The sequence below is a fragment of the Actinomadura sp. 21ATH genome, assembly GCF_041951345.1.
GTDB lineage: Bacteria > Actinomycetota > Actinomycetes > Streptosporangiales > Streptosporangiaceae > Spirillospora.
The window spans coordinates 255,969-276,022 of record NZ_JBGNUR010000009.1 but is presented as its reverse complement, the minus strand read 5'-3'; the positions used below and the strand labels follow the sequence as shown (position 1 = coordinate 276,022).

The 20,054-nt window shown below is 73.1% G+C and carries 20 protein-coding genes; 14 read left to right on the top strand and 6 right to left on the bottom strand.

Features of this window, described 5'->3' with window-relative positions; translation table 11 throughout:
• Positions 1-49: 49 nt before the first annotated feature.
• Complete coding sequence (locus tag ACA361_RS26020; protein WP_375015998.1) at positions 50-1,126, top strand: alkene reductase; 1,077 nt, start codon at positions 50-52, stop codon at positions 1,124-1,126.
• A gap of 73 nt (positions 1,127-1,199) precedes the next feature.
• Here the strand turns inward: ACA361_RS26020 and ACA361_RS26015 are convergent, their stop codons facing one another.
• Entirely contained in the window at positions 1,200-1,718 is a 519-nt protein-coding gene (locus ACA361_RS26015) for a C40 family peptidase (protein ID WP_375015941.1), read from the bottom strand.
• Positions 1,719-2,555: 837 nt separating this feature from the next.
• On the opposite strand from ACA361_RS26015, the gene ACA361_RS26010 reads away from it, so the two are divergent.
• From ACA361_RS26010 to ACA361_RS25995, 4 genes are all read left to right on the top strand, one after another.
• On the top strand, positions 2,556-2,951 hold the full coding sequence (locus ACA361_RS26010; RefSeq protein WP_375015939.1) for an SCO5389 family protein: 396 nt from the start codon (positions 2,556-2,558) through the stop codon (positions 2,949-2,951).
• A 163-nt stretch (positions 2,952-3,114) separates the two neighbouring features.
• On the top strand, positions 3,115-3,759 hold the full coding sequence (locus ACA361_RS26005) for a hypothetical protein (RefSeq protein WP_375015937.1): 645 nt from the start codon (positions 3,115-3,117) through the stop codon (positions 3,757-3,759).
• Positions 3,756-4,019 carry a BON domain-containing protein gene (locus ACA361_RS26000; RefSeq protein ID WP_375015935.1) on the top strand — a complete coding sequence of 88 codons (264 nt, stop codon included), beginning with the start codon at positions 3,756-3,758 and terminating at the stop codon, positions 4,017-4,019. The genes ACA361_RS26005 and ACA361_RS26000 overlap by 4 nt, the downstream gene beginning before the upstream one ends.
• Positions 4,016-4,774, top strand: coding sequence for a metallophosphoesterase (locus ACA361_RS25995; protein WP_375015933.1), 759 nt, complete (start codon positions 4,016-4,018; stop codon positions 4,772-4,774). The genes ACA361_RS26000 and ACA361_RS25995 overlap by 4 nt, the downstream gene beginning before the upstream one ends.
• A gap of 66 nt (positions 4,775-4,840) precedes the next feature.
• On the opposite strand, the gene ACA361_RS25990 is transcribed toward ACA361_RS25995, so the two are convergent.
• The gene (locus ACA361_RS25990; RefSeq protein WP_375015931.1) at positions 4,841-5,860 is read right to left on the bottom strand and encodes a DNA topoisomerase IB; all 1,020 of its coding nucleotides are present in this window, start codon (positions 5,858-5,860) and stop codon (positions 4,841-4,843) included.
• A 7-nt stretch (positions 5,861-5,867) separates the two neighbouring features.
• Entirely contained in the window at positions 5,868-6,716 is an 849-nt protein-coding gene (locus ACA361_RS25985) for an SDR family oxidoreductase (RefSeq protein ID WP_375015929.1), read from the bottom strand.
• 132 nt (positions 6,717-6,848) lie between these two features.
• Between ACA361_RS25985 and ACA361_RS25980 the strand changes: the two genes are divergently transcribed.
• The 4 genes from ACA361_RS25980 to ACA361_RS25965 all read left to right on the top strand — a co-directional run bounded on the left by ACA361_RS25980 (position 6,849) and on the right by ACA361_RS25965 (position 9,913).
• A complete protein-coding gene (locus ACA361_RS25980; protein ID WP_366617158.1) occupies positions 6,849-7,622 on the top strand; it encodes an SDR family oxidoreductase in 774 nt (257 codons plus the stop codon).
• Positions 7,623-7,630: 8 nt separating this feature from the next.
• Positions 7,631-8,395, top strand: a complete 765-nt coding sequence (locus ACA361_RS25975; RefSeq protein WP_375015927.1) for a crotonase/enoyl-CoA hydratase family protein — start codon at positions 7,631-7,633, stop codon at positions 8,393-8,395.
• Between the two features lie 125 nt (positions 8,396-8,520).
• Entirely contained in the window at positions 8,521-9,585 is a 1,065-nt protein-coding gene (locus tag ACA361_RS25970; protein WP_375015925.1) for a hypothetical protein, read from the top strand.
• Between the two features lie 58 nt (positions 9,586-9,643).
• The gene (locus ACA361_RS25965; protein WP_375015923.1) at positions 9,644-9,913 is read left to right on the top strand and encodes a hypothetical protein; all 270 of its coding nucleotides are present in this window, start codon (positions 9,644-9,646) and stop codon (positions 9,911-9,913) included.
• Here ACA361_RS25965 and ACA361_RS25960 read toward each other — a convergent pair.
• Complete coding sequence (locus ACA361_RS25960; RefSeq protein WP_375015921.1) at positions 9,889-10,278, bottom strand: RidA family protein; 390 nt, start codon at positions 10,276-10,278, stop codon at positions 9,889-9,891. The two genes, ACA361_RS25965 and ACA361_RS25960, sit on opposite strands and share 25 nt — an antisense overlap.
• A gap of 102 nt (positions 10,279-10,380) precedes the next feature.
• Between ACA361_RS25960 and ACA361_RS25955 the strand changes: the two genes are divergently transcribed.
• Positions 10,381-11,259 (top strand): LysR family transcriptional regulator, encoded by an 879-nt coding sequence (locus ACA361_RS25955; protein ID WP_375015920.1) that lies wholly within the window; start codon positions 10,381-10,383, stop codon positions 11,257-11,259.
• A 20-nt stretch (positions 11,260-11,279) separates the two neighbouring features.
• On the opposite strand, the gene ACA361_RS25950 is transcribed toward ACA361_RS25955, so the two are convergent.
• The gene (locus tag ACA361_RS25950; RefSeq protein WP_375015918.1) at positions 11,280-11,834 is read right to left on the bottom strand and encodes a hypothetical protein; all 555 of its coding nucleotides are present in this window, start codon (positions 11,832-11,834) and stop codon (positions 11,280-11,282) included.
• 310 nt (positions 11,835-12,144) lie between these two features.
• Between ACA361_RS25950 and ACA361_RS25945 the strand changes: the two genes are divergently transcribed.
• On the top strand, positions 12,145-13,071 hold the full coding sequence (locus tag ACA361_RS25945; protein ID WP_375015916.1) for a peptidoglycan recognition family protein: 927 nt from the start codon (positions 12,145-12,147) through the stop codon (positions 13,069-13,071).
• An 18-nt stretch (positions 13,072-13,089) separates the two neighbouring features.
• Positions 13,090-15,486 (top strand): HEAT repeat domain-containing protein, encoded by a 2,397-nt coding sequence (locus tag ACA361_RS25940; protein WP_375015914.1) that lies wholly within the window; start codon positions 13,090-13,092, stop codon positions 15,484-15,486.
• Between the two features lie 101 nt (positions 15,487-15,587).
• On the opposite strand, the gene ACA361_RS25935 is transcribed toward ACA361_RS25940, so the two are convergent.
• Positions 15,588-17,099, bottom strand: coding sequence for an MFS transporter (locus tag ACA361_RS25935; RefSeq protein WP_375015912.1), 1,512 nt, complete (start codon positions 17,097-17,099; stop codon positions 15,588-15,590).
• A gap of 99 nt (positions 17,100-17,198) precedes the next feature.
• On the opposite strand from ACA361_RS25935, the gene ACA361_RS25930 reads away from it, so the two are divergent.
• A complete protein-coding gene (locus tag ACA361_RS25930) occupies positions 17,199-19,334 on the top strand; it encodes a BTAD domain-containing putative transcriptional regulator (protein WP_375015910.1) in 2,136 nt (711 codons plus the stop codon).
• 104 nt (positions 19,335-19,438) lie between these two features.
• Positions 19,439-20,053, top strand: coding sequence for a sulfite oxidase-like oxidoreductase (locus ACA361_RS25925; protein ID WP_375015908.1), 615 nt, complete (start codon positions 19,439-19,441; stop codon positions 20,051-20,053).
• The last annotated feature ends 1 nt before the right edge of the window (position 20,054 follow it).

Below are 20,054 nucleotides of genomic sequence, written 5' to 3'. Positions count from 1 at the left end.
TAACGTCGTCAGCAGCAGGAACGCGATGACGACATCTTGGGAGAACGCGATGGACGAGCTGTTCGAGCCGGTGACCGTGGGCAAGCTGGAGCTGCCGAACCGGCTGCTGATGGCTCCGATGACCCGCAGCCGCGCGTACGAGGCGGGCCAGGTGACCGCGCTGACCGCGGAGTACTACGTGCAGCGCGCCGCCGCCGGGCTGATCATCACCGAGGGCACGCAGCCGAGCGAGCGGGGCCAGGGCTACATGTGGACGCCCGGCCTGCACACGGCCGAGCAGGTGGCGGCGTGGCGGGAGGTGACCGGCGCGGTGCACGCGGCGGGCGGCCGGATCTTCGCGCAGCTGATGCACGCGGGACGCGTCGGGCACCCGTCCCTCTATTCGGACGGCGGGCTGCCCGTGGGGCCGTCCGCGATCCCGAGCGGTGAGCAGATGTTCAGCCCGGACGGGATGCTCGACCACCCGGTGCCGCGGGAGATGACCCGGGACGACATCGCGGAGGCGGTCCAGGACTTCGCGGACGCCGCCCGCAACGCGATCGACGCGGGCTTCGACGGCGTGGAGATCCACGGCGCGAACGGCTACCTGGTCACCCAGTTCCTGGCGGACGGCAGCAACACGCGCACCGACGAGTACGGCGGCTCGATCCCCAACCGGATCCGGTTCGCGGTCGAGGTGGCCCGCGCGGTCGGCGAGGCCGTCGGCCCCGAACGCGTCGGCTTCCGGATCTCGCCTGGGACCACCGCGAACGGCGTCTCCGAGAGCGACACCGCCGACCTCTACCCGGCGCTGGTCCGGGCCCTCGCACCCCTGGAGCTCGCGTACCTGCACGTCATGGAGCTGGGCGACCGGGAGCTGACGCGGCGGCTGCGGGCCGAGTGGCCGGCGGCGCTGGTCCTGAACCCGCACCCGGCGCCGGACGCGTTCCCGTCCCGTCCCGAGTACGGCGCCGAGGCGCTGCGCGAGGGGGTCGCGGACGCGGTGGCGTTCGCCGAGATGTGGCTGGCCAACCCCGACCTGCCGGCGCGGATCAGGGCGGGCGGCCCGTACAACGAGGCGGACGCGAGCACGTTCTACGGCGGCGACCACCGCGGTTACACCGACTACCCCGCCCTCGACCGCTGACCGCCGAGTGCCGACCGCACGGGCGCGGGCCCGCTCCCCGGGGGGAGGAGCGGGCCCGCGGTCGGGCGGCGGCTCAGTAGCCGGGGCGCACGGCCCCGCTGAAGTTCCGCTTGTAGTACTTGGTCAGCTTGATCTTCTTGACCTTCTTGCCGGAGCTCGGCGCGTGGATCATGTAGCCGTTGCCGACGTAGATCCCCATGTGGCTCTTGCCGGAGTAGAAGAACAGCAGGTCGCCCTTGACGGCGCCCTTCCAGGACACCTTGTGCTTCTTGAGCTTCTTGTAGATCTGCGTGGTCGTGCGCGGGAGCTTCACGCCCGCCTTGCGCCACGACCCGCCCGCCAGTCCCGAGCAGTCCCACGAGCCGGGCCCGGTGCCGCCGTAGCGGTACGGGTCGCCGATCTGCTTGTAGGCGTACGACACGGCCTTGGCCGCGCGCTTCTTCTGCTTGGACTTCTGCGCCGCGGTGACCTTCGCCTTCGCGCTCACCAGCGTCGCCTGCTGGGGAACGGCGGCCGCCTGCGGCGCGGTGGCCGCGTGCACCGGTCCGGCCGCCAGGAGCGAGGCTCCGAGCGCGGCCGTGGCGCTGAGCACGACGCCGCCGGTGAACGGCTTCAGGGGGACGGTCTTCCGGGGGTTACGGGACGTACTCAGGATGGCTCCTGACCTCGCGGTTGGGTGCCTACCGGGCAGCCCGCACCGCGTGCGGGACTCCGCTCGGGTGTGTGGGGCTGCGGCGCGTACCGGCACGGCGATGCCCCGGGATGGGGGTCGTCATCGGTGTGCCGCCGGCGCTCTCCGGCTCCGTGCTTCGTGTCTGCACGGACGCGGCGGCCGATCGCGCGGGTTCTTCGGGCGGCGGAACGTCAGGGGGCCGCTCCGCACGTCGGCGTGAGTGTTCTGTTGTCTGGGCGGCGCCTGTGCCGCACGGAACGGTGAGAACGTAGCCACGGATCTCGGCCGCAGGCAAATCCCAGGTAGATCGAATGGCCCTGGACGGCTGTCTGGAACGCTGCCCGCAAGAGCCCGCGAGCTGCGTTTTCTCGGGAATCCCGGCGGCGGAAGTGATGTGAGTCACTATTGGGAACCCGGTGCATTTACGGGCCCCTTACGCCGTTCCTGAGCCTCGCCTTTTCCGCCCCGCGCGTCGATGATCAAGCGCCGATCGCCATTTGATCATTTACCGTCCTGTGATCAACGCCACACGGTCGTGGAATTCGTTTCTCATCCGCGAAACCCTCGCCGCGGAGGGCCAATGGGGTGGCGCTCGTCCCTTGGTGCGCCCCGCGCCGCTCGCTCGCCCATGCCGGGCCACCTGTCCGTTAAGAGAGGAAACTCCCACCTCGGCACGCTGGAATGAATATCGTTTTCATGCAAGCCTGGTCCCCGGCCCGGACCACCCGGGCCGAACGGTGAGAGGGGAGAACGGCCATGTCCTTGACTGTCGACGACCGGCTGCTGGAGCAGGCCCGCCAGGGCGAGGTGGACGACGCCGCGTTCGTCGCCTGCGTACGCGACTCGCTGCCGTACGCCTGGCAGGTCATCGGCGACGTGGTCGGCCGCATGCGCGCGTCCGACGACGGCTTCGCCGACAACCAGGTGCCGCCACCGGACGAGAAGGCCCGCGGCGAGCTCCTGCGCGCCCTGGCGAGCGACGCGATGCGGGGTGCCCTGGAACGCCACTTCGGTGTGCGCCTGGCGTTCCAGAACTGTCACCGCGTCGCGGCGTTCGCACCCGGCGCCGCCGGCACCGCCGACCGCCACGCCAGGTTCGTCTCGCCCCGCGCGCAGCTCCTGAACCAGTCCCCCGACCTGATCGACTGCTAGCCGGCGCACCTGGAGGCCCGGTCACGGCGGCGAGCGCCGTGGCCGGGCCTCGCGCATGCCCCGTGCCCGGCGGCGGGGCGGCATGAGAACCCGCTTCCCGGCAATGACTAGAGCGTGAATCCTGGGGTACCGGCACCGCGACGCCAACAATCCAGGGGAACGTGTGAAGGAAGTGCACGCTGGGGCCAGAGCGTTCGATCCGCCCGCGGGTTCGGGCGCCGGGTCCGGATCCGGAGCCGGCGCGGGAACGGGGTCGGTCGAGGACGGGCTGCTGACGACCCTGAAGCGGGCGGCCGCCGTGATGGAGCAGGCGGGTGTGGAGTTCGCGCTGGCGGGCGGGTTCGCCGCGTACGTGCACGGCGCCGCGGTCTCGACGCATGACGTGGACTTCGTGCTGCGCGAGCGCGATGTGGAGGCGGCGCTGGCGGCGCTGGGCGAGGCGGGGATGCGCCGGTACGAGGCGCCCGAGAACTGGCTCGCGAAGGCGTACGACGGCGACCAGCTGATCGATCTGATCTACGCGCCCTCGGGGCGGCCGGTGGACGGCGCGCTGCTGGGCCGCGCGGAGAAGCTGTCGGTGGCGGCCGTGCTGATGCCGGTGCTGCCGGCCACCGACCTGGTGATCATGCGGATTCTCGCGTTCAGCGAGACTTCTTGTGACTTCGGTGGTTTCCTGCACGTCTGCCGCGCGCTGCGGGAGCAGGTCGACTGGCCGCACGTCGCCGCGGAGACGGCGGACTCCCCGTACGCGTACGCGTTCCTCGTCCTGCTGGCCAGGCTCGGAGTGATCGAGGGGGATTTCCTGTGAACGACGATTCCGGCCGCGGCGGCCAGGCCGAGTACGTGGCCGCGCACATCCAGGAGAAGCTCGCCGAGCGGGTGCACGAGCTGGGCGTCCACGTGGACGTCCGCGGGGACGTGGTGTACCTGCGCGGCCAGGTCATGACGGAGGAGCAGCGCCGCGAGATCGAGTCCGCCGCGCACGGCGCGGCGGAGGGGCGGCGGATCCGCAACGAGGTGTCGGTGGTTTCGGTGCGGGAGCCGGACGGGGAGGAGACGCTGTCATGATCCGGGTGGCCGCGGTGGGCGATCTGCATGTGGGGCCGGAGGTGGCCGGCGCGTACCGGGAACGGCTCGGCGGGCTGGCCGGGAACGCCGACGTGTTCCTGGTGGCGGGCGATCTGACCCGGCACGGGACGGTGGAGGAGGGCCGGGTCGCGGCCGGCGAGCTGCGCGACCTCGGCGTCCCGGTGATCACCGTGCTGGGGAACCACGACTACCACTCCGACGCCCAGGACGAGATCACCGCCGTTCTCCGGGACGCCGGGATCACGGTGCTGGAGGGCGACGGGACCGTGGTCGACTGCCAGGGCGTCCGGCTCGGGGTGGCGGGCGGCAAGGGGTTCGGCGGCGGGTTCCAGGGCAGGTGCGCGAGCGATTTCGGCGAGCCGGAGATGAAGGCGTTCGTCGGGCACACGAAGGAGTTCGCGGGACGGCTCGGGTGCGCGCTGCTGGAGCTGGACGCGGACGTGCGGGTCGCGCTGACGCACTACTCGCCGGTCGAGGACACGCTGGCGGGGGAGCCGCCGGAGATCTACCCGTTCCTCGGCAGCTACCTGATGGCCGAGGCGATCGACGCGGCGGGCGCCACGCTCGCGATCCACGGCCACGCCCACAAGGGGACGGAGAAGGGCGAGACACCGGGCGGGGTGCGGGTCCGGAACGTGGCGCTGCCGGTGATCCACCAGGCGTACGCGATGTACTGCATCGACGGCTTCGACGAGGTCCGGCCGTCCGCGCTGGCCTCGGGAGCGGCGCGCTAGGGGGCGCGCCGAGGGTGATCGGCCACGGGATCGCGGTTGTCAGGAGGGGCGCGATCCCGTGGCCGTTCAGCCGTGCCTTCGGAGGAGCTCCAGCACGGCCCGTTCCACCGGCCCCTGGGTGGCCAGCTCGCCCGTTCCGGCGTCGACGCCCAGCTCGGTGAGGGCGGGCGCGATCGTCTCGCCGCGCTCGTACAGGTCGATGATGCGCGGGTCGATGTACGAGGCGCGCGCGACGGCCGGGGTGTTGCCGAGGTAGCCGGCGACCTCCTGGACGACGCGGGTGACGGCCTTGGCGCGGTGCCGTTCGCCGTCTCCGGCGCGCGGCTCCGAGACGGCGAGGCCGACGGCGGCCAGCACGGTGGCGTGCCAGGTCCGGAAGTCCTTGGCGGTGAAGTCGCCGCCGGTCACCTCGCGGATGTAGTCGTTGATGTCGGACGTGAGCACGTCGTGCCAGCCGTTCGGGGTGCGGTACGCCAGCAGCTCGGGCCCGTCGTCGCGGCGGCGCTTGAGGCCGTTGACGACGCGGCGGACGTCCTCCTCGGCGACGGCCTGGTGGCGTTCCTTGGCGCCCTTGGCCGGATACTCGAAGATCACCTCGTCGCGGCGGCAGCGGACGTGCTCGCGCAGCACGGTGGCCAGGCCGAACGTCCCGTTCCCGGCGGCGTACTCCTCGCCGCCGACCCGGAAGAAGCCGAGGTCGATGAGCCGTACGGCGGCGGCCAGGACGCGCTCGCGGGTGAAGCCGCGGGCGGCCATGGCGGCGGTCAGCCGTTCCCGGACAGCCGGCAGGCGCTCGGCCAGCTCCAGGACGCGCTCGTGCTTCTCGCGGTCCCGCTGCTCGCGCCATTCCTCGTGGTAGAGGTACTGGCGGCGGCCCGCGGCGTCGGTGCCCATCGCCTGGATGTGGCCGTCGCCGTCCGGGCAGATCCACACGTCCTTCCAGGCGGGCGGGATCACCAGCGCCTTGATCCGGGCCAGCTGCTCCGCCTCCGGCGCGCGGCCGCCGGGATCGAGGTAGCGGAAGCCGCGCCCGCACCGGCGCCGGGTGATCCCCGGCTCCTCGGGGTCGCTGCGCCGCAGTTCCATGGCCGCCTCAGCCCGGGTGGATCTCCCCGCCCGCGGGGACGAGCGTCTGGCCGCTGTAGTACGAGGACGTCCGCCCGGAGGCGAAGAAGACGTACGACGGCGCGATCTCGTCGGGCTGCCCGGCGCGTCCCATCGGGGACTGCTGCCCGAAGCCCTCGACCTTCTCCTCGCCGAGCGTGGCCGGGATCAGCGGCGTCCAGACCGGCCCGGGGGCCACGCAGTTGACGCGGATGCCGTCGTCCATGAGGTTCTGCGCCAGCGACTGGGCGAGCACCATCGCGGCGCCCTTGCTGGCCGAGTAGTCGATCAGCGTCTTGTTGCCGCGCAGCCCGTTGATCGAGCCGGTGATCACGATGGCGGAGCCGTCGCCGAGGTGGTCGAGCGCCTCCTGGACGATCCAGAACAGCGACAGCACGTTCACGTCGAACGTCCGCCGCAGCTGGTGCCCGTCGATCTCGCGGAGGTCCTTGACCGGCTCCTGGGTGCCGTGGTGCAGGACCAGCACGTCCAGGCCGCCGAGGTCGCGGGCGGCGTGGTGGACGACCTCGCGCGCGTGCCGTTCCTCGGCGAGGTCGCCGCCGAAGGTGAAGCAGCGGCGCCCCTCCGCCTCGACGAGCCCGGCGGTGTGCCGCGCGTCGTCGTCCTCGCTGAGGTAGGTGAGCGCGACGTCGGCGCCCTCCTTGGCGAACGCCACGGACACGGCGCGGCCGATCCCGGAGTCCCCGCCGGTGATCAGGGCGCGCTTGCCCGCGAGCAGGCCGCTGCCCTGGTAGCCGCGCATCTCGTCGTGCGGCTCGGGTGCCATATCGGCGGTACGGCCTGGGTAGGGCTGGCTCTGTGCAGGTGGTTCGGTCATCCTCGTCCCCCTGGTCGGCGCGTTCTGGGGACGCGCATGCCCGGAAGGCGAGGGGGCAAACGCGCCCCGTATCGTGACCTCTGGGTAACATCGCCCCGAACCACATTCGGTCCCTCACGTAAGGTGCTGCTTATGGACCTGAACGGAGTTTCCGCCGTCGTATCCGGTGGTGCGAGCGGCCTCGGCGAGGCCACCGTGCGCGCACTGGCCGCCAACGGCGCCAAGGTAGTGATCGCCGACCTGAACGAGGACAAGGGCAAGGCCCTGGCCGACGAGGTCGGCGGCGTCTTCGTCCAGACCAACGTCGCCGACGAGGGCCAGGTGCAGGCGGCCGTCCAGGCGGCCGTCGACACCGGCGCGCCGCTGCGCGTCATCGTCAACAGCGCCGGCATCGGCTGGGCGTCCCGCACCGTCGGCCGCGACGGCAGCCCGCACGACCTCACCGCGTTCGAGAACGTGATCAAGGTCAACCTGATCGGCACCTTCAACCTCATGCGCATCGGCGCCTCGGCCATCTCCAAGACCGAGCCCGCCGACGCCGACGGCCTGCGCGGCGTGGTCATCAACACCGCGTCCGTCGCCGCGCTCGAGGGCCAGACCGGCCAGGTCGCCTACTCCGCCTCCAAGGGCGGCATCGTCGGCATGACGCTGCCCGCCGCCCGCGACCTCGCCGCGATCGGCGTCCGGGTCAACACCATCTGCCCCGGCATCATCGACACCCCGATCTACGGCGAGGGCGAGGCCGCCGACGCGTTCAAGGCCAAGCTGGCCGCCCCCGTCCCGTTCCCCAAGCGGATGGGCACCGCCGCGGAGTTCGCCCACCTGGTGAAGTCCCTGATCGAGAACGACTACATGAACGGCGAGACCATCCGTTTCGACGGTGGCATCCGTTTCCAGCCGAAGTGAGGCGCTGAATGTCCGACGCTGTTCTCACCGAAGAAGATGGCGCCGTCCTCGTCATCACGATCAACCGTCCCGAGGCCAGGAACGCCGTCAACGGCGCCGTGGCGCAGGGCATCGCGGCCGCGGTCGAGGAGCTCGACTCCCGTAAGGACCTGTCGATCGGCATCCTGACCGGCGCCGGCGGCACGTTCTGCGCGGGCATGGACCTCAAGGGCTTCCTCACCGGCGACAACCCGATCGTGCCGGGCCGCGGGTTCGCCGGCATCACCGAGCGTCCCGCCGAGAAGCCGCTGATCGCGGCCGTCGAGGGCTACGCCCTCGCGGGCGGCTGCGAGGTCGCGCTCAGCTGCGACATGGTGGTGGCGTCCCGGGAGGCCCAGTTCGGGCTGCCCGAGCCCAAGCGGGGCCTGGTCGCCGGCGCCGGCGGCCTGTTCCGGCTGCCGCAGCGGATCCCGTTCCACATCGCCATGGAGATGGCCCTCACCGGCGACAAGTACCCCGCCGAGCGGATGGCCGAGCTGGGCTTCGTCAACCGCCTCACCGAGCCCGGCGGGTCCCTCGCCGCGGCCAAGGAGCTGGCCCTCAAGGTCGCCGAGAACGCCCCGCTGGCGCTCGCGGCCACCAAGAAGGTCATCGTCGAGGCGCCCGACTGGAGCTACGCCGAGCGCTGGCAGAAGCAGGGCGAGATCATCAACCCGGTCTTCGTCTCCAAGGACGCCCAGGAGGGCCCGGCCGCCTTCGCCGAGAAGCGCAAGCCGGTCTGGAAGGGCGAGTAGCGGCGCCGCGTACGGGCCCGGGGGCGCCTCCCCGGGCCCGTTCCGTGTCCTCATCCGGCCGCCCTCTTAAGCCCCGGTAAGCGCTCCCGTACTCTCAAGCCACATTCGTGATCTTGGGAGCGCCCTTGAAGAGGACAGCCGCGTTCGCGACCGCCACGACCCTCGCCGCGGGCCTCGCCCTGGCACCACCCGCGCACGCAGCGTCCTGGGGGAACGTCGGCAGCCCCGCCCTCTCCTTCAACGGCGGCCTGGACCGCGTCGACTTCGCCGCCCAGGACACCGGCTGGGCCGTCGGCACCTCCGGCTCCTTCTTCGGCCCCAAGACCCACCTCCTGCGCTGGACGCCGTCCGGCTGGACCGCGCAGGCCAGCCCCGCGAACTTCACCGCCACCGACATCGCCGTCGGCGACCCGAACCGCGCCTGGGTCATCGGCTACAGCCTCACCGGCATGGCCGGCCTCTACTGGAACGGCACCACCTGGACCAACGTCGGCTACCCCCTCGTCGGCATCCCGTCCCAGGTCTCCGCCGCCCCCGACGGCACCGCGTACTCCGTCGCCGGCGTCGACGCCGCGGGCGGCGGCCTCAGCGCCATCATGCGCTGGGACGGCACCGCCTGGGTCGACACCACCGTTCCCCTTCCGCCCAGCTCGGCCATCACCTCGGTCGACGTCCGCTCCGCCGGCGACGTCTGGCTCGCCGGCACCACGTCCAACGGCACCGCGGTCACCGGCCTGGTCATGCACTGGAACGGCACCGCCTGGACCCGCCACGACCTCCCTGGCGCCATGGGCACCCCCGGCTTCCAGGCCACCCTGCACCGCATCGTCGCCCTCTCGCCCACCGACGTCTACGCCCTCCGCGTCCGCCAGAACGCCCAGACCACCAACGCCCTCGTCCACTGGAACGGCACCTCCTGGCGCGAGATCACCACCCCCCTCAACACCGCCGGCATCGGCCTCTCCCCGGACGGCGCGGGCGGCGTCATCATGCTCCCGATCACCAACGGCCCCAAAACCCAGTACATGCACTACGACGGCTCCGCCTGGACGACCGTGAACGGCCCGGCCCGTACCGGCAAGGCCCAGGCCACCGACGCCGACCCCCGCCCCGGCACCGGCGAGATCATCAGCGTCGGCACCGCCACCGAACCGACGAAGAAGACCCCCTTCATCGAACGCTTCAACTGATCCGCCTCCCCAGCGCGGAAACCGGCCGCCGGATCCGCACGCTGAGAGGAGCCCCGAGATGAAGACGCTCCCTCGGTCCAGGAGCACCCTGCTCGTCCGCACCGACTTCTCCGATCAGGTGCCCTGGGAGGCCCTGCGCGCGGCCATCACGCAGTCCGGTCCCGAGGCAGGCGCCAGTGCGGCGTCAGGATGCCGTTCTCCGTGCGCGTGCCGGTGGGTGAAGTCGCCCCGCATGTCTGGCTTTGCGCCCAGGGAAGGCGGGGTCGTGTCGCCGTACGGGACGGTGCCGGGTGCGGCGGGGCGTTATGGGGCGGGGCGGCGGGCGTAGGTTTCTATCTCGATCTTCATTCGGGGGTCGGCGAGGTCGCAGACGAGCATGGTGGCGGCCGGGCGGACGTCGCCGAAGCGGGCGCGGAGGATCGGCCAGCAGGGCTCGAAGTCGGCGCGGTCGGGGAGCAGGTAACGGACGCGGACCACGTCGGAGAGGGAGGCACCGGCCTCGGCGAGCGCGGACTCGATGTTGCGGAGGCACTGCTCGGCCTGCTCCACCACGTCGTTGGAGATCGTCATGGTGGCGTAGTCGAAACCGGTCGTTCCGGACACGTGCACCCAGTCGCCGTCCACCACGGCGCGGGCGTACCCGATCCGCTCCTCGAAGGTCGAGCCGCTGAGGATCGCGCGTCGTTCTGTCATGTGCCGGACGCTAATTGACCAGCGGCGATACGTCTAATACGGCGTGAGGCATGACCTGATATCTCTAGGCGTATGGAGCGGCCCGAACTTCCCCTTCCGCAGTTGCACGCCTTCGTCGTGCTCGCCGAGGAACTCCACTTCGGCCATGCGGCCGCGCGGCTCGGGATCGCCCAGCCGCCGCTGAGCCAGCAGATCCGGCGGCTGGAGGACAAGGTCGGCCATGCGCTGTTCGACCGCGCGCCCGGACGCGTCACGCTCACCCCGGCCGGTCACGGGCTGCTGCCCGCCGCCCGGCAGGCGCTCACCGGACTGGCGGAGGGGCTGGCCGCGGCGAGGGACGCCGGCAGCGGCCGGACCGGCCGCCTGCGGATCGGTTTCGCCGCCTCGCTGGCTTTGACTGTTCTGCCTGGCCTGCTGGGCACGTTCCGGGAGCGGTTCCCCGGCGTGCGGCTGGACATTCGCGAGATGACCACCGCGCCGCAGATCGCCGCGCTGCATGACAGGACCATCGACGTTGGCCTTCTGCGCGAACCGCCCGAGGAGACGGGACTCGGGTTCCGGACGGTGCTGAACGAGCCGTTCGTGGCCGTCCTGCCGTCCGGCCATCCGCTGAGTGCCCAACGGGCCGTGCGGCTCCCGCAGCTGGCCGGCGAGCCTTTCGTGCTGCTGCGTGAGGCCGGCCCCCGGCTGTACGACCAGATCACCGGCCTGTGCGCCGAGGCGGGGTTCACACCGCGGACAGCCCAGCACGCGGTGGAGTGGCAGACCGTGTGCGCCCTGGTGGAGGCCGGTCTGGGCGTCTCCCTGGCCCCGGCGAGCATCCGGCGCGTCCGCCTCAGGGGAGTCGCCTTCCGCGGCATCGACCCCGGCACCGCCCGTACCCGCGTCGCCGTCGCCTGGCGCGAGGGCGAGCACGACCCGCTGGTCGCGAACCTGCTGGCGACCATCGGCCGGGAGCGGCGGGTCCGAAGCGTTCGGTGAACGTCGCCGTCACGGGCGCGTCAGCGGGTGCGGCGGCGGTGGTAGGCGATGGTGACGGCGGCGAGGAGGGGACCCCACAGCAGGAGCGGGAGATAGCTGAGGTAGAAGACGGCCGCCTCCCAGCCGCCCGCGTTGGTGGGGAAGTTCGCGGGGGTCGGCTCGCCCCGGATGGTGATTCCGGCGTGGTGGGTGACGAACGCGCTCGTCCACAGGACCGTCAGGACCGCGGCGCCGAGGGCGGCCGGGACGACGGCGGCGCGGACCGGCACCCGGCGGCCGCGCAACCGCGGGACCCAGCGGGGGAACCGCTCGCCCCAGGTGGCGACCATGCCGATGGCGGTGAACGCCACCAGCTCCGACAGGAGCGTCAGGAACACGAGGTAGATCCGTTCGCCGAACGGCATCCCGTCGGCGGTGAACGCGACGGCGAGCCGCCAGAGGCCGGACGGCAGCACGGTCAGCGGGACGGCGCAGGCGGCGATCCACGCCCAGCGGGGAACCCCGTCCGCCGGGTCGTGCGCGGCCCTCCACGCCGTGCGCAGCCGGCCGGCCGGGGCTTCGGTCAGAGCGATCATCGGTCCCCTTCGACTCGGAACGGGCCTGGTCGCCCGATCCGCGTCAACGGTCGCAACCGCGGCGGGGTTTGATCTTCGCCCGCCGGAGGGAGCCGCTCCCCCGCGCGGGGGAGCGGCGACGATCGGCGCCCCGAGGGGCATTCGCTGTCCGCCGGGCGGCTGACCGTTCTGTTCTCTGAGGTGGGAATGCCGTTTCCCGAGGGCGGGTTTGGTGTGGCGGTTCCGGGTGAGTGTTCACGTTCACGGCGTGTCGGGCGCGGCTGTGGGGGATCGTGCTGGTCGCCGGTTCGTCGACCACCCGGGAGGTCAGATGAAGTTCCAGGACCGCGGCACGTTCGGCTGGGGAGCGTCCGGTGGCGGATACGCCGACCCGCGTTCGGGGCTGGTCATCCACTATGACGGCGCCAATCAGGGACTCGCGGGCAAGTCGCACTCGGCGTGCGTCTCGTACTGGAAAAGCACCCGACAATTCCATATGAACACCCGCGGATGGTCGGATATCGGTTATTCGTTTTCGGCTTGTGTGCACGGATACGTGATGGAGGGGCGGGGGCTCAACCGGCAGCAGGCGGCCCAGCCCGGCGGTAATTCGACGTGGTATTCGTGCACGTTGATGAGCGGGCCCGACGAGTCGCCCACCGATGCGCAGATCCAGGCCGTACGGGAACTGCGGGCCTGGCTCATGGGGAAGGGCGTCGCCGGGTCCGTGCGCGGGCACCGTGACTTCATTTCCACGAGTTGCCCGGGGGATCGGCTCTACCGGCTCGTCAAGAACGGAACCTTCGGCAAGGCGCCGAGCGAGGAGGACGACGACATGCCCGACTACGTCAGCGTCGGAATGGCCGAGGCGCAGGAGTTCCCGCCGGACGTGTGGGTCACGGTGGACTGGGGCAAGGAGTACGCCGACTCCGAGCACCACCACTGGGACCGCGGCGGGCCGTCCATCATCGAGGGGCCCGCCCGGTACGCGCTGACCGCGAACGTGGCGATCGAGGGCCTGCCGCCGGGCACCGAGCTGCAGGCGCGGGTGGTCGAGCGGGACGACGAGAGCGGGAACGAGGAGGTCGGCCCGATGGACGAGTACGTCGCCAGCGGCGGGGCGACGTTCGTCCACTACGTCGTCTCGGCCGACACGGTGTCGCGGGGCTCGCGGGTGCGGTTCCAGGTCATCCACTACGGGACGGAGACGGGCCGTATCGCGTCCGGATCGGCCAAGGGGCTCGCCTGGCGGTTGTGAGGCCCTACCCTGCGTCGGGTGATCGATTACGGGCGCTTTTCGGACCGGCTGCGGGCGCGTACGTCCCGGTGGGAGTTGCTGCGCGAGTTCCAGGAGGAGTGGGGCTACCGCGTGCCGGAGGGCGCCACGCCCTGGCCGCGGTGGGCCGAGGACGAGCACGAGGCGTACGTGCGCCGGCTCAAGGCCGAGCACACCGGTGAGGAGGACGACCGATTCGCCCGGGTCGACCTGTCGCTGCCGGTTCCGGCGGCGCTGGACGAGTGGTGGGACCTGCCGTTCAACTCGTTCACGTACAGCGCGCGGCTGTACGAGACGAACCCGGAGTGGCCGCCGACCCTGCGGCCGGACCCGTCCGGGGACGGGCCGGCGGAGGGCGTCCCGTTGGCGGGGCCGGACGGCGATCACCGGGTGTGCGTCTTCATGGCCGAGAACCAGTACTGCAACGAGTGGGGCTACCTGGCCGCGGAAGCGGGGTCCGAGGATCCGCGGGTGCTGGTGAGCACCGAGGGCGGCTGGCGGGTGCAGAGCCGTTCGATCTCGGAGTTCTTCCTCCAGCTGGCGGTGCACCGGCTGCCCGCGTCCCTCGGCTGGTCCGCGCAGCTGGGCGCGGACGACTTCGACGGGCCGTTCGAGGAGCGGCTGGCGGAGCTGCCCGAGATGGGGCTGCCGCCGTGGTGGGAGTTCGAGGCGGACGCCGTCGCCCACGGGGCGCCGGACGCGATCGTCTGGCACAACCGGTCCGGGTACGTCGACTGGCCCGTGGAGGTCCAGGCGCGGAGCCGGGACGCGATGGACGCCGTGCTGGCGAGGCTGGGCGCGCGACCGGGGCGGCGCGTCGCGCCTCCTGAAGGGGAGGTCGTACGGGTGCTGGTCGAGACCCTTGTCGGCGCGGACGGTCCGGAGCGGGCGCGGGCGGCGGAGCGGCTGGCGAGGCTGGCACGGGAGCGGCCGGAGGCGGTGCGGGCGGAGGCGCCGAAGCTCGTCCCGCTGCTGGCGGATCCGGATCCCGCGGTGCGGCGTGTGGTCCCGTACCTGCTGGCCGTGGGCGGGCCCGAGCTGGTTCCGCCGCTGCGGGAGCGGTTCGCGGCGGAGAGCGATCCGGGCGCCGCGGCGAGCCTGGTCCTGGCCGTGGGACGGCTGGGCGCGGCCGCGGAGGCGCCGCCGTACGGGTGGCTCGGGGAGGTGCTCGCGGGCTCGCCGGTCGGTGAGGTGCGGGCGGCCGCGGTGGTCGCGCTGATCGAGTGCGATGTGGAGGAGGTGTCGGGCTTCCACTTCAACCTGCTGAACGAGCAGGTGAAGGCCGAGGAGTCGGCGCTCGACGGGCTGCCGTGGGCGCACGAGGGCCGGGCCGAGCTGTTGACCGCCGGGTGGAACGAGAGCCTGGCCGCGCATGTCTACATGGCCGGCGTCATGATGCGCATCTCGGACGACGCCGTGGAGTACGTGCAGGCGGCGGGCGAGCTGATGCGGGGGTGGCGGCACGTCCGGCCGCGGCTGCTGCCGCCGATGGCCGAGCAGCTCGCCGCTCCGGACGCCGAGCTGCGGGTCGCCGCGGTGCGGGAGCTGGCGACGATGGGGCCGTTCCTGGCGCCGGTGGCCGAGCTGCTCGCGCCGCTGCTGGACGACCCGGATCCGCGGCTCGCGGGCGGTGCCCTGGACGCGCTGGCGCGGGCGGGCGACGCGCGCGCCGTGCCCGCGCTGTCCCGGGATCTCCCGTACGACGTCGAGCACGCGGTCGCGGGGCTGGCCGATCACGCCGGGGCGGTGGTCCCGCTGCTGCGTTCGAGGCTCGGCGAGGACGTGCTCGCCGGGCTGCGCGCCTGGGGCCCGAGGGCGGCGCCGCTCGTGCCGGAGCTGGCCGGGCTGGTCGAGACCGTGCCGGAGGCAGCCGCCGTCCTGGGGGCGATCGGGCCCGCGGCGGCGCCCGCGCTTCCCGCTCTCCGGGCGGGGATGGCGCCGGGCCGGCCGCGGCTCGTCCGGGCCGAGAGCGCCTGGGCGTACTGGGCGATCTCCGGCGAGGCCGGCGAGGCGCTGGAAATCCTCGAAGCCGCCATCAGGCACTCGCTGCCCGAGGAGGCGGCGCGGCGGCTGCTCGACCTGGGGGAGGCGGCACGGCCCGCGCTCCCGCTGCTGCCGGCCGAGCCGCCGGCCGCCTGCGTCGCCTACCGGCTCACCGGGGAGCCGCTGCCCGAGGTCCTGGACGCGCTGCACGGATCGCCGGCGCTCGCGGTACGGGCCCTGGCCGAGCGCCCGCCGTCCGGCCCCGTGCCGGAGGCGGCCCGGGCCCGGCTGAAGGAGATCGCGTACGGCCGGAAGGTGGTGGCGGAGGCGGCGGCCCCGGACATCGTCGCCGCCGACCTCCATCTGCGCGAGCGGGCCCGCCGAGTGCTCGACCACCTAGACGCCCCGAGCTGAGCCGCCCTCGCCCGCCGCCGCGTTGACTCGTGGCGTGTCCGCCTCCGGCGGCCACGCCGAAAGGCCGACACGCCACGAGTCGACGTCCCGCGCCCGCCCGGTCAGTCCTGGCCGATGGGACGCAGGTGGCGGAGGACGACGGCGGTGACGGCGGCCAGGGCCAGGGCCATGAGGGCGCTCATGCCGGCGGCCGCGGCGAGGCTGCTCATGAACGCGTCGCGCGCCTCGTCCAGCAGCCGGGCGGCCAGGTCGGGGGGCAGGTCCCCGGCGGAGGCGACGGCGCGGTCGAAGGATTCGGCCGCGCCGGGCGGGGCGTCCTCGGGAGCGGTCAGCGCGGCGCGGTAGACGGCGGTGCCGAGGCTGCCCAGGACGGCGATGCCGAGCGCGATGCCGAGCTCGCCGAACGACTCGGCCATCGCCGACGCCGCGCCGGTCCGTTCCGGCGGGACGGAGCCGACGATCAGGCCCAGGCCGAGCGAGCCGATGGGGGCGGTACCGAGGAAGCCGATGGACAGGCCGGTGACCAGGGGGCCGATCCCGTCCGCCGCGAGCATGATCAGGAAGCCGGGGGCGGCGATGACCAGGCCGGTCGCCACGATGGCGGCCGGCCGGATCCGGCGGGCGAGGACCGGGGCGGCGACCGAGCTGATCCCCAGCGCCACCGCCGGGATCACCAGCCAGAACCCGGCGGCCAGCGGCGACAGGCCCCGCACCATCTGCAGGTACTGGCTGGCGAAGAGGTAGATGCCGCCCTGGATCATCATGGCGAACAGCACGAGCCCCAGGGCCGCGGTGAACGACCGGTTCCGGAAGAGGGACAGGTCCAGGAACGGGTCGGCCAGCACGCGCTGGCGGCGCACGAAGACGGTCCCGGCGGCCACGCCCGCGGCGACCGCCAGGTACGGCAGCGCCCGGCCGGGGTCCTTGGCCAGCTCCTTCAGCCCGAAGATGACCGGCAGGATCGTCGCGAGGGAGAGCAGCACGCTGGGCAGGTCCAGCCGGCCGGCCGTCTCGGCGCGGTTCTCGGGCAGCAGGATCGGCGCGGTCGCCACCAGCAGCAGCATGATCGGCACGCCGAGCAGGAAGACCGACCCCCACCAGAACGATTCGAGCATCACGCCGCCGACGACCGGGCCGAGCGCGGCGCCGCCCATGAAGCAGGCGGTGAAGATGCCGATGGCCAGCGCGCGCTGCCGGACGTCCCGGAACATGGTGCCGATCAGGGCCAGCGCCGAGGGCGCCAGGACGGACCCGGAGATGCCCAGCAGCACGCGCGCGGCGAGCAGCAGCGCGGCGGACGAGGCGTACGCGGCCAGCACGGACGCGGCGCCGAACGCGGCGGCCCCGATGAGCAGCAGCCGGCGGCGGCCGATCCGGTCGCCGAGGTTGCCCATCGTGATGAGGAACCCGGCCATCATGAACCCGTACACGTCCATGATCCACAACATCTGGGTGGGGCCCGGCCGCAGGTCGGCGGCCAGGTGCGGGAGGGCGAGGTAGAGCACGCTGTTGTCGATGGCCAGCAGCAGCATGGGCAGGGCGAGCACGGCCAGTCCCGCCCATTCGCGCGTCCCGGCCCGCGCCTCTGCGGTGGGCGCGACGGTCACTGACATGGGAGTACGCCTTTCTCCAGGGGAGCGATGATCCCCACCCTCGGAGGCGGGCGTTATGGCGGCGTTCGGATCCGCTTATGGCCCGGTTACCGTGGTCGCATGCGCTTTGGGGTGCTCGGTCCGCTGGAGGTCGCGACGGACGGTGGCCGGCCGGTCCGGATCCCGGAGTTGAAGGTGCGCGCGCTGCTCGCGGACCTGCTCGTGCACGGCGGGGCGCCGGTGTCGTCCGGACGGCTGATCGACGATCTGTGGGGGCCGGAGCGGCCCGGCGATCCGGCCGGGGCCCTGCGCGTCAAGGTGTCCCAGCTGCGGCGGGCGCTGGAGGACGCCGAGCCGGGCGGCCGGGAGCTGGTGGAGTCGGGCCGGGCGGGGTACCGGGTGCGGGCCGATCTCGACGCGGACCGGTTCAGGGAGCGCGTCGCCCGGGCCCGCGCGACCGCCGATCCGGCCGCGCGGGCGGAGCTGCTGACCGGGGCGCTCGCGCTGTGGCGCGGGCCCGCGCTGGCCGACTTCGCGGACGAGGAGTTCGCCCGGGCCGCCGCCGCCCGGCTGGAGGAGGAGCGGCTGACCGCGCTCGACGACCTGGCCGAGGCGCGGCTCGCGCTGGGCGAGCACCACGCGCTGGTGGCCGAGCTGGGCGATCTGGCCGTACGGCACCCGCTGCGCGAGCGGCTCCAGGCGAACCTGATCCGCGCGCTCTACCGGTCCGGGCGGCAGCACGAGGCGCTGGAGGGGTACCGGCGGCTGCGCGACCGGCTGCGCGACGAGCTGGGCCTGGACCCGAGCCCGGAGCTGGCCGCCCTGCACCAGGCGATCCTGGAGCAGGACCCGTCCCTCCGGGCGCCGGCCCGCGCCGTTCCGCGGGCGAACCTGCCCGTTCCGCTGACCGAGCTGATCGGCCGGGCCGCCGAGGTCGACGCGGTCCGCGGGCATCTCGCCCGGTCCCGGCTGGTGACGCTGACGGGGCCGGGCGGCGTGGGGAAGACGCGGCTGGCGCTGGAGGCCGCGGCGCGGTCGGCGGGGTCGTACCCGGACGGCGTGTTCCTGGTCGAGCTGGCCGGGCTCCCGGCGGATCCGGACGCGATCGCGGAGGCGGTCACCGCGGTCGCCGGCCCGGAGCCGGGCGGAGGCGCGCTGCTCGTCCTCGACAACTGCGAGCACGCGGTGGACGCGGTGGCGAAGACGGCCGACCGGCTGCTCGCGGCGGGCGCGCGCGTCCTCGCGACCGGCCAGGAGCCGCTCGGCATCTCCGGCGAGCTGCTCCATGTCGTTCCGCCGCTGGAGCAGGCGGACGCCGAACGGCTGTTCGCCGCCCGCGCCGCCGCGGCCGCGCCCGGCTTCACGGCCGACGCCGATGCGGACGCGGCCGCTGTCGCCGCCGTCTGCCGGCGCCTGGACGGCATCCCGCTCGCGCTCGAACTCGCCGCCGCCCGCGTCCGCGCGCTGGGCGTCCGGGAGCTGGCCGACCGCCTGGACGACCGGTTCGCGGTGCTGAACTCGGGCCGCCGCGGCTCCCCGGCCCGCCAGCGGACGCTGCGCGCGATGATGGACTGGAGCTGGGAGCCGCTCAGCGAGCCGGAACGCGCCGTGCTGCGCCGCCTCGCCGTGCACGCGGGCGGCTGCACGCTGCTCGCCGCCGAGCTGACCTGCGCGGGCGGCGAGGTGGCCCGGCCGGAGATCGCCGACGTGATCGCGCGGCTGGTGGACCGCTCGCTGGTGACCCGGGCCGGCGGCCGCTACCGGCTGCTGGAGTCGGTCGCCGCGTACAGCCTCGAACGGCTCCGCGAGGCGGGCGAGGACGGCCGCGTCCAGGAGCTGCACGACGACTACTACACCCGGCTCGCCGAATGCGCCGAGGAGTACCGGGAGGGGCATGCCCGGCTCCGCTGGCTCGCCCGCCTCGACGAGGAGACGGCCAACCTCCGCGCCGCGCTGGAGAGCACGGTCCGGCGCGGCGACACCCGCCGAGCGCTCCGGCTGACCGCCGCGCTGGCCTGGTTCTGGATCGACCGGGGCCGGACGGGCGAGGGCCACCGCGCCCTGCGCGCGGCGCTGGCGGAGGCCGCCGCGGATCCGCGCCTGCACGTCGCGGCCGCGGCCGACGGCCATGCCGCCCCCCTTCTCGCCGCGGCCGCCGTGGCCCGCGAGGCGGCGAACGGTTCCGGGGCCCTTGAGGAGGCGGCGCCGGTGGGCGGCGGGACGTGTGTCCCAGTATCGGGGGAACTTCGCACTTGACCTGTTCTTGGTTGCTTCCGTAACAGTGGTGAGTTTTCGCCCTGCCGGAGTACGGTGAGGTCCAGGTGTGCGGGGCAGCTGTGACTCGACGGACGGGGATCGACATGGGACGGCTCACTCCCGGATTCCACCGGCGCGGCGAAGGCCGGGCCGAGGACGCGGACGAGGGACGGCTGCCGCCCGGCCAGTACCTCACCCACGACTTCCCGGTCCTCTCGGCCGGCCCGACGCCCGACGTCGGCACGGACGAGTGGACGTTCACCGTCCAGAACGAGACCGGCGACGAGCTCACCTGGACGTGGCAGGAGTTCATGAACCTGCCGCAGGAGCACCCCACCGTCGACATCCACTGCGTGACCCGCTGGTCGAAGTTCGGCACCACCTGGACGGGCGTGTCCCTCGACACCCTCCTGGAGGACGTCGAGACGGCCGCCGACTACGCGGTCGCGTACTGCCACGGCGGCTACACCACCAACCTGCCGCTGGAGGACCTCACCGACGGCAAGGCGTGGATCGCGCACTCCTTCGAGGACGAGCCGCTCGCGCCCGAGCACGGCGGCCCGGCGCGGCTGGTCGTCCCGCACCTGTACTTCTGGAAGTCGGCCAAGTGGGTGCGGGGCATACGGCTGACCCTCCAGGACGAGCCGGGCTTCTGGGAGACCGCCGGATACCACGACTACGGCGACCCGTGGCGCGAGCAGCGCTACTCCTGGTCCTGAG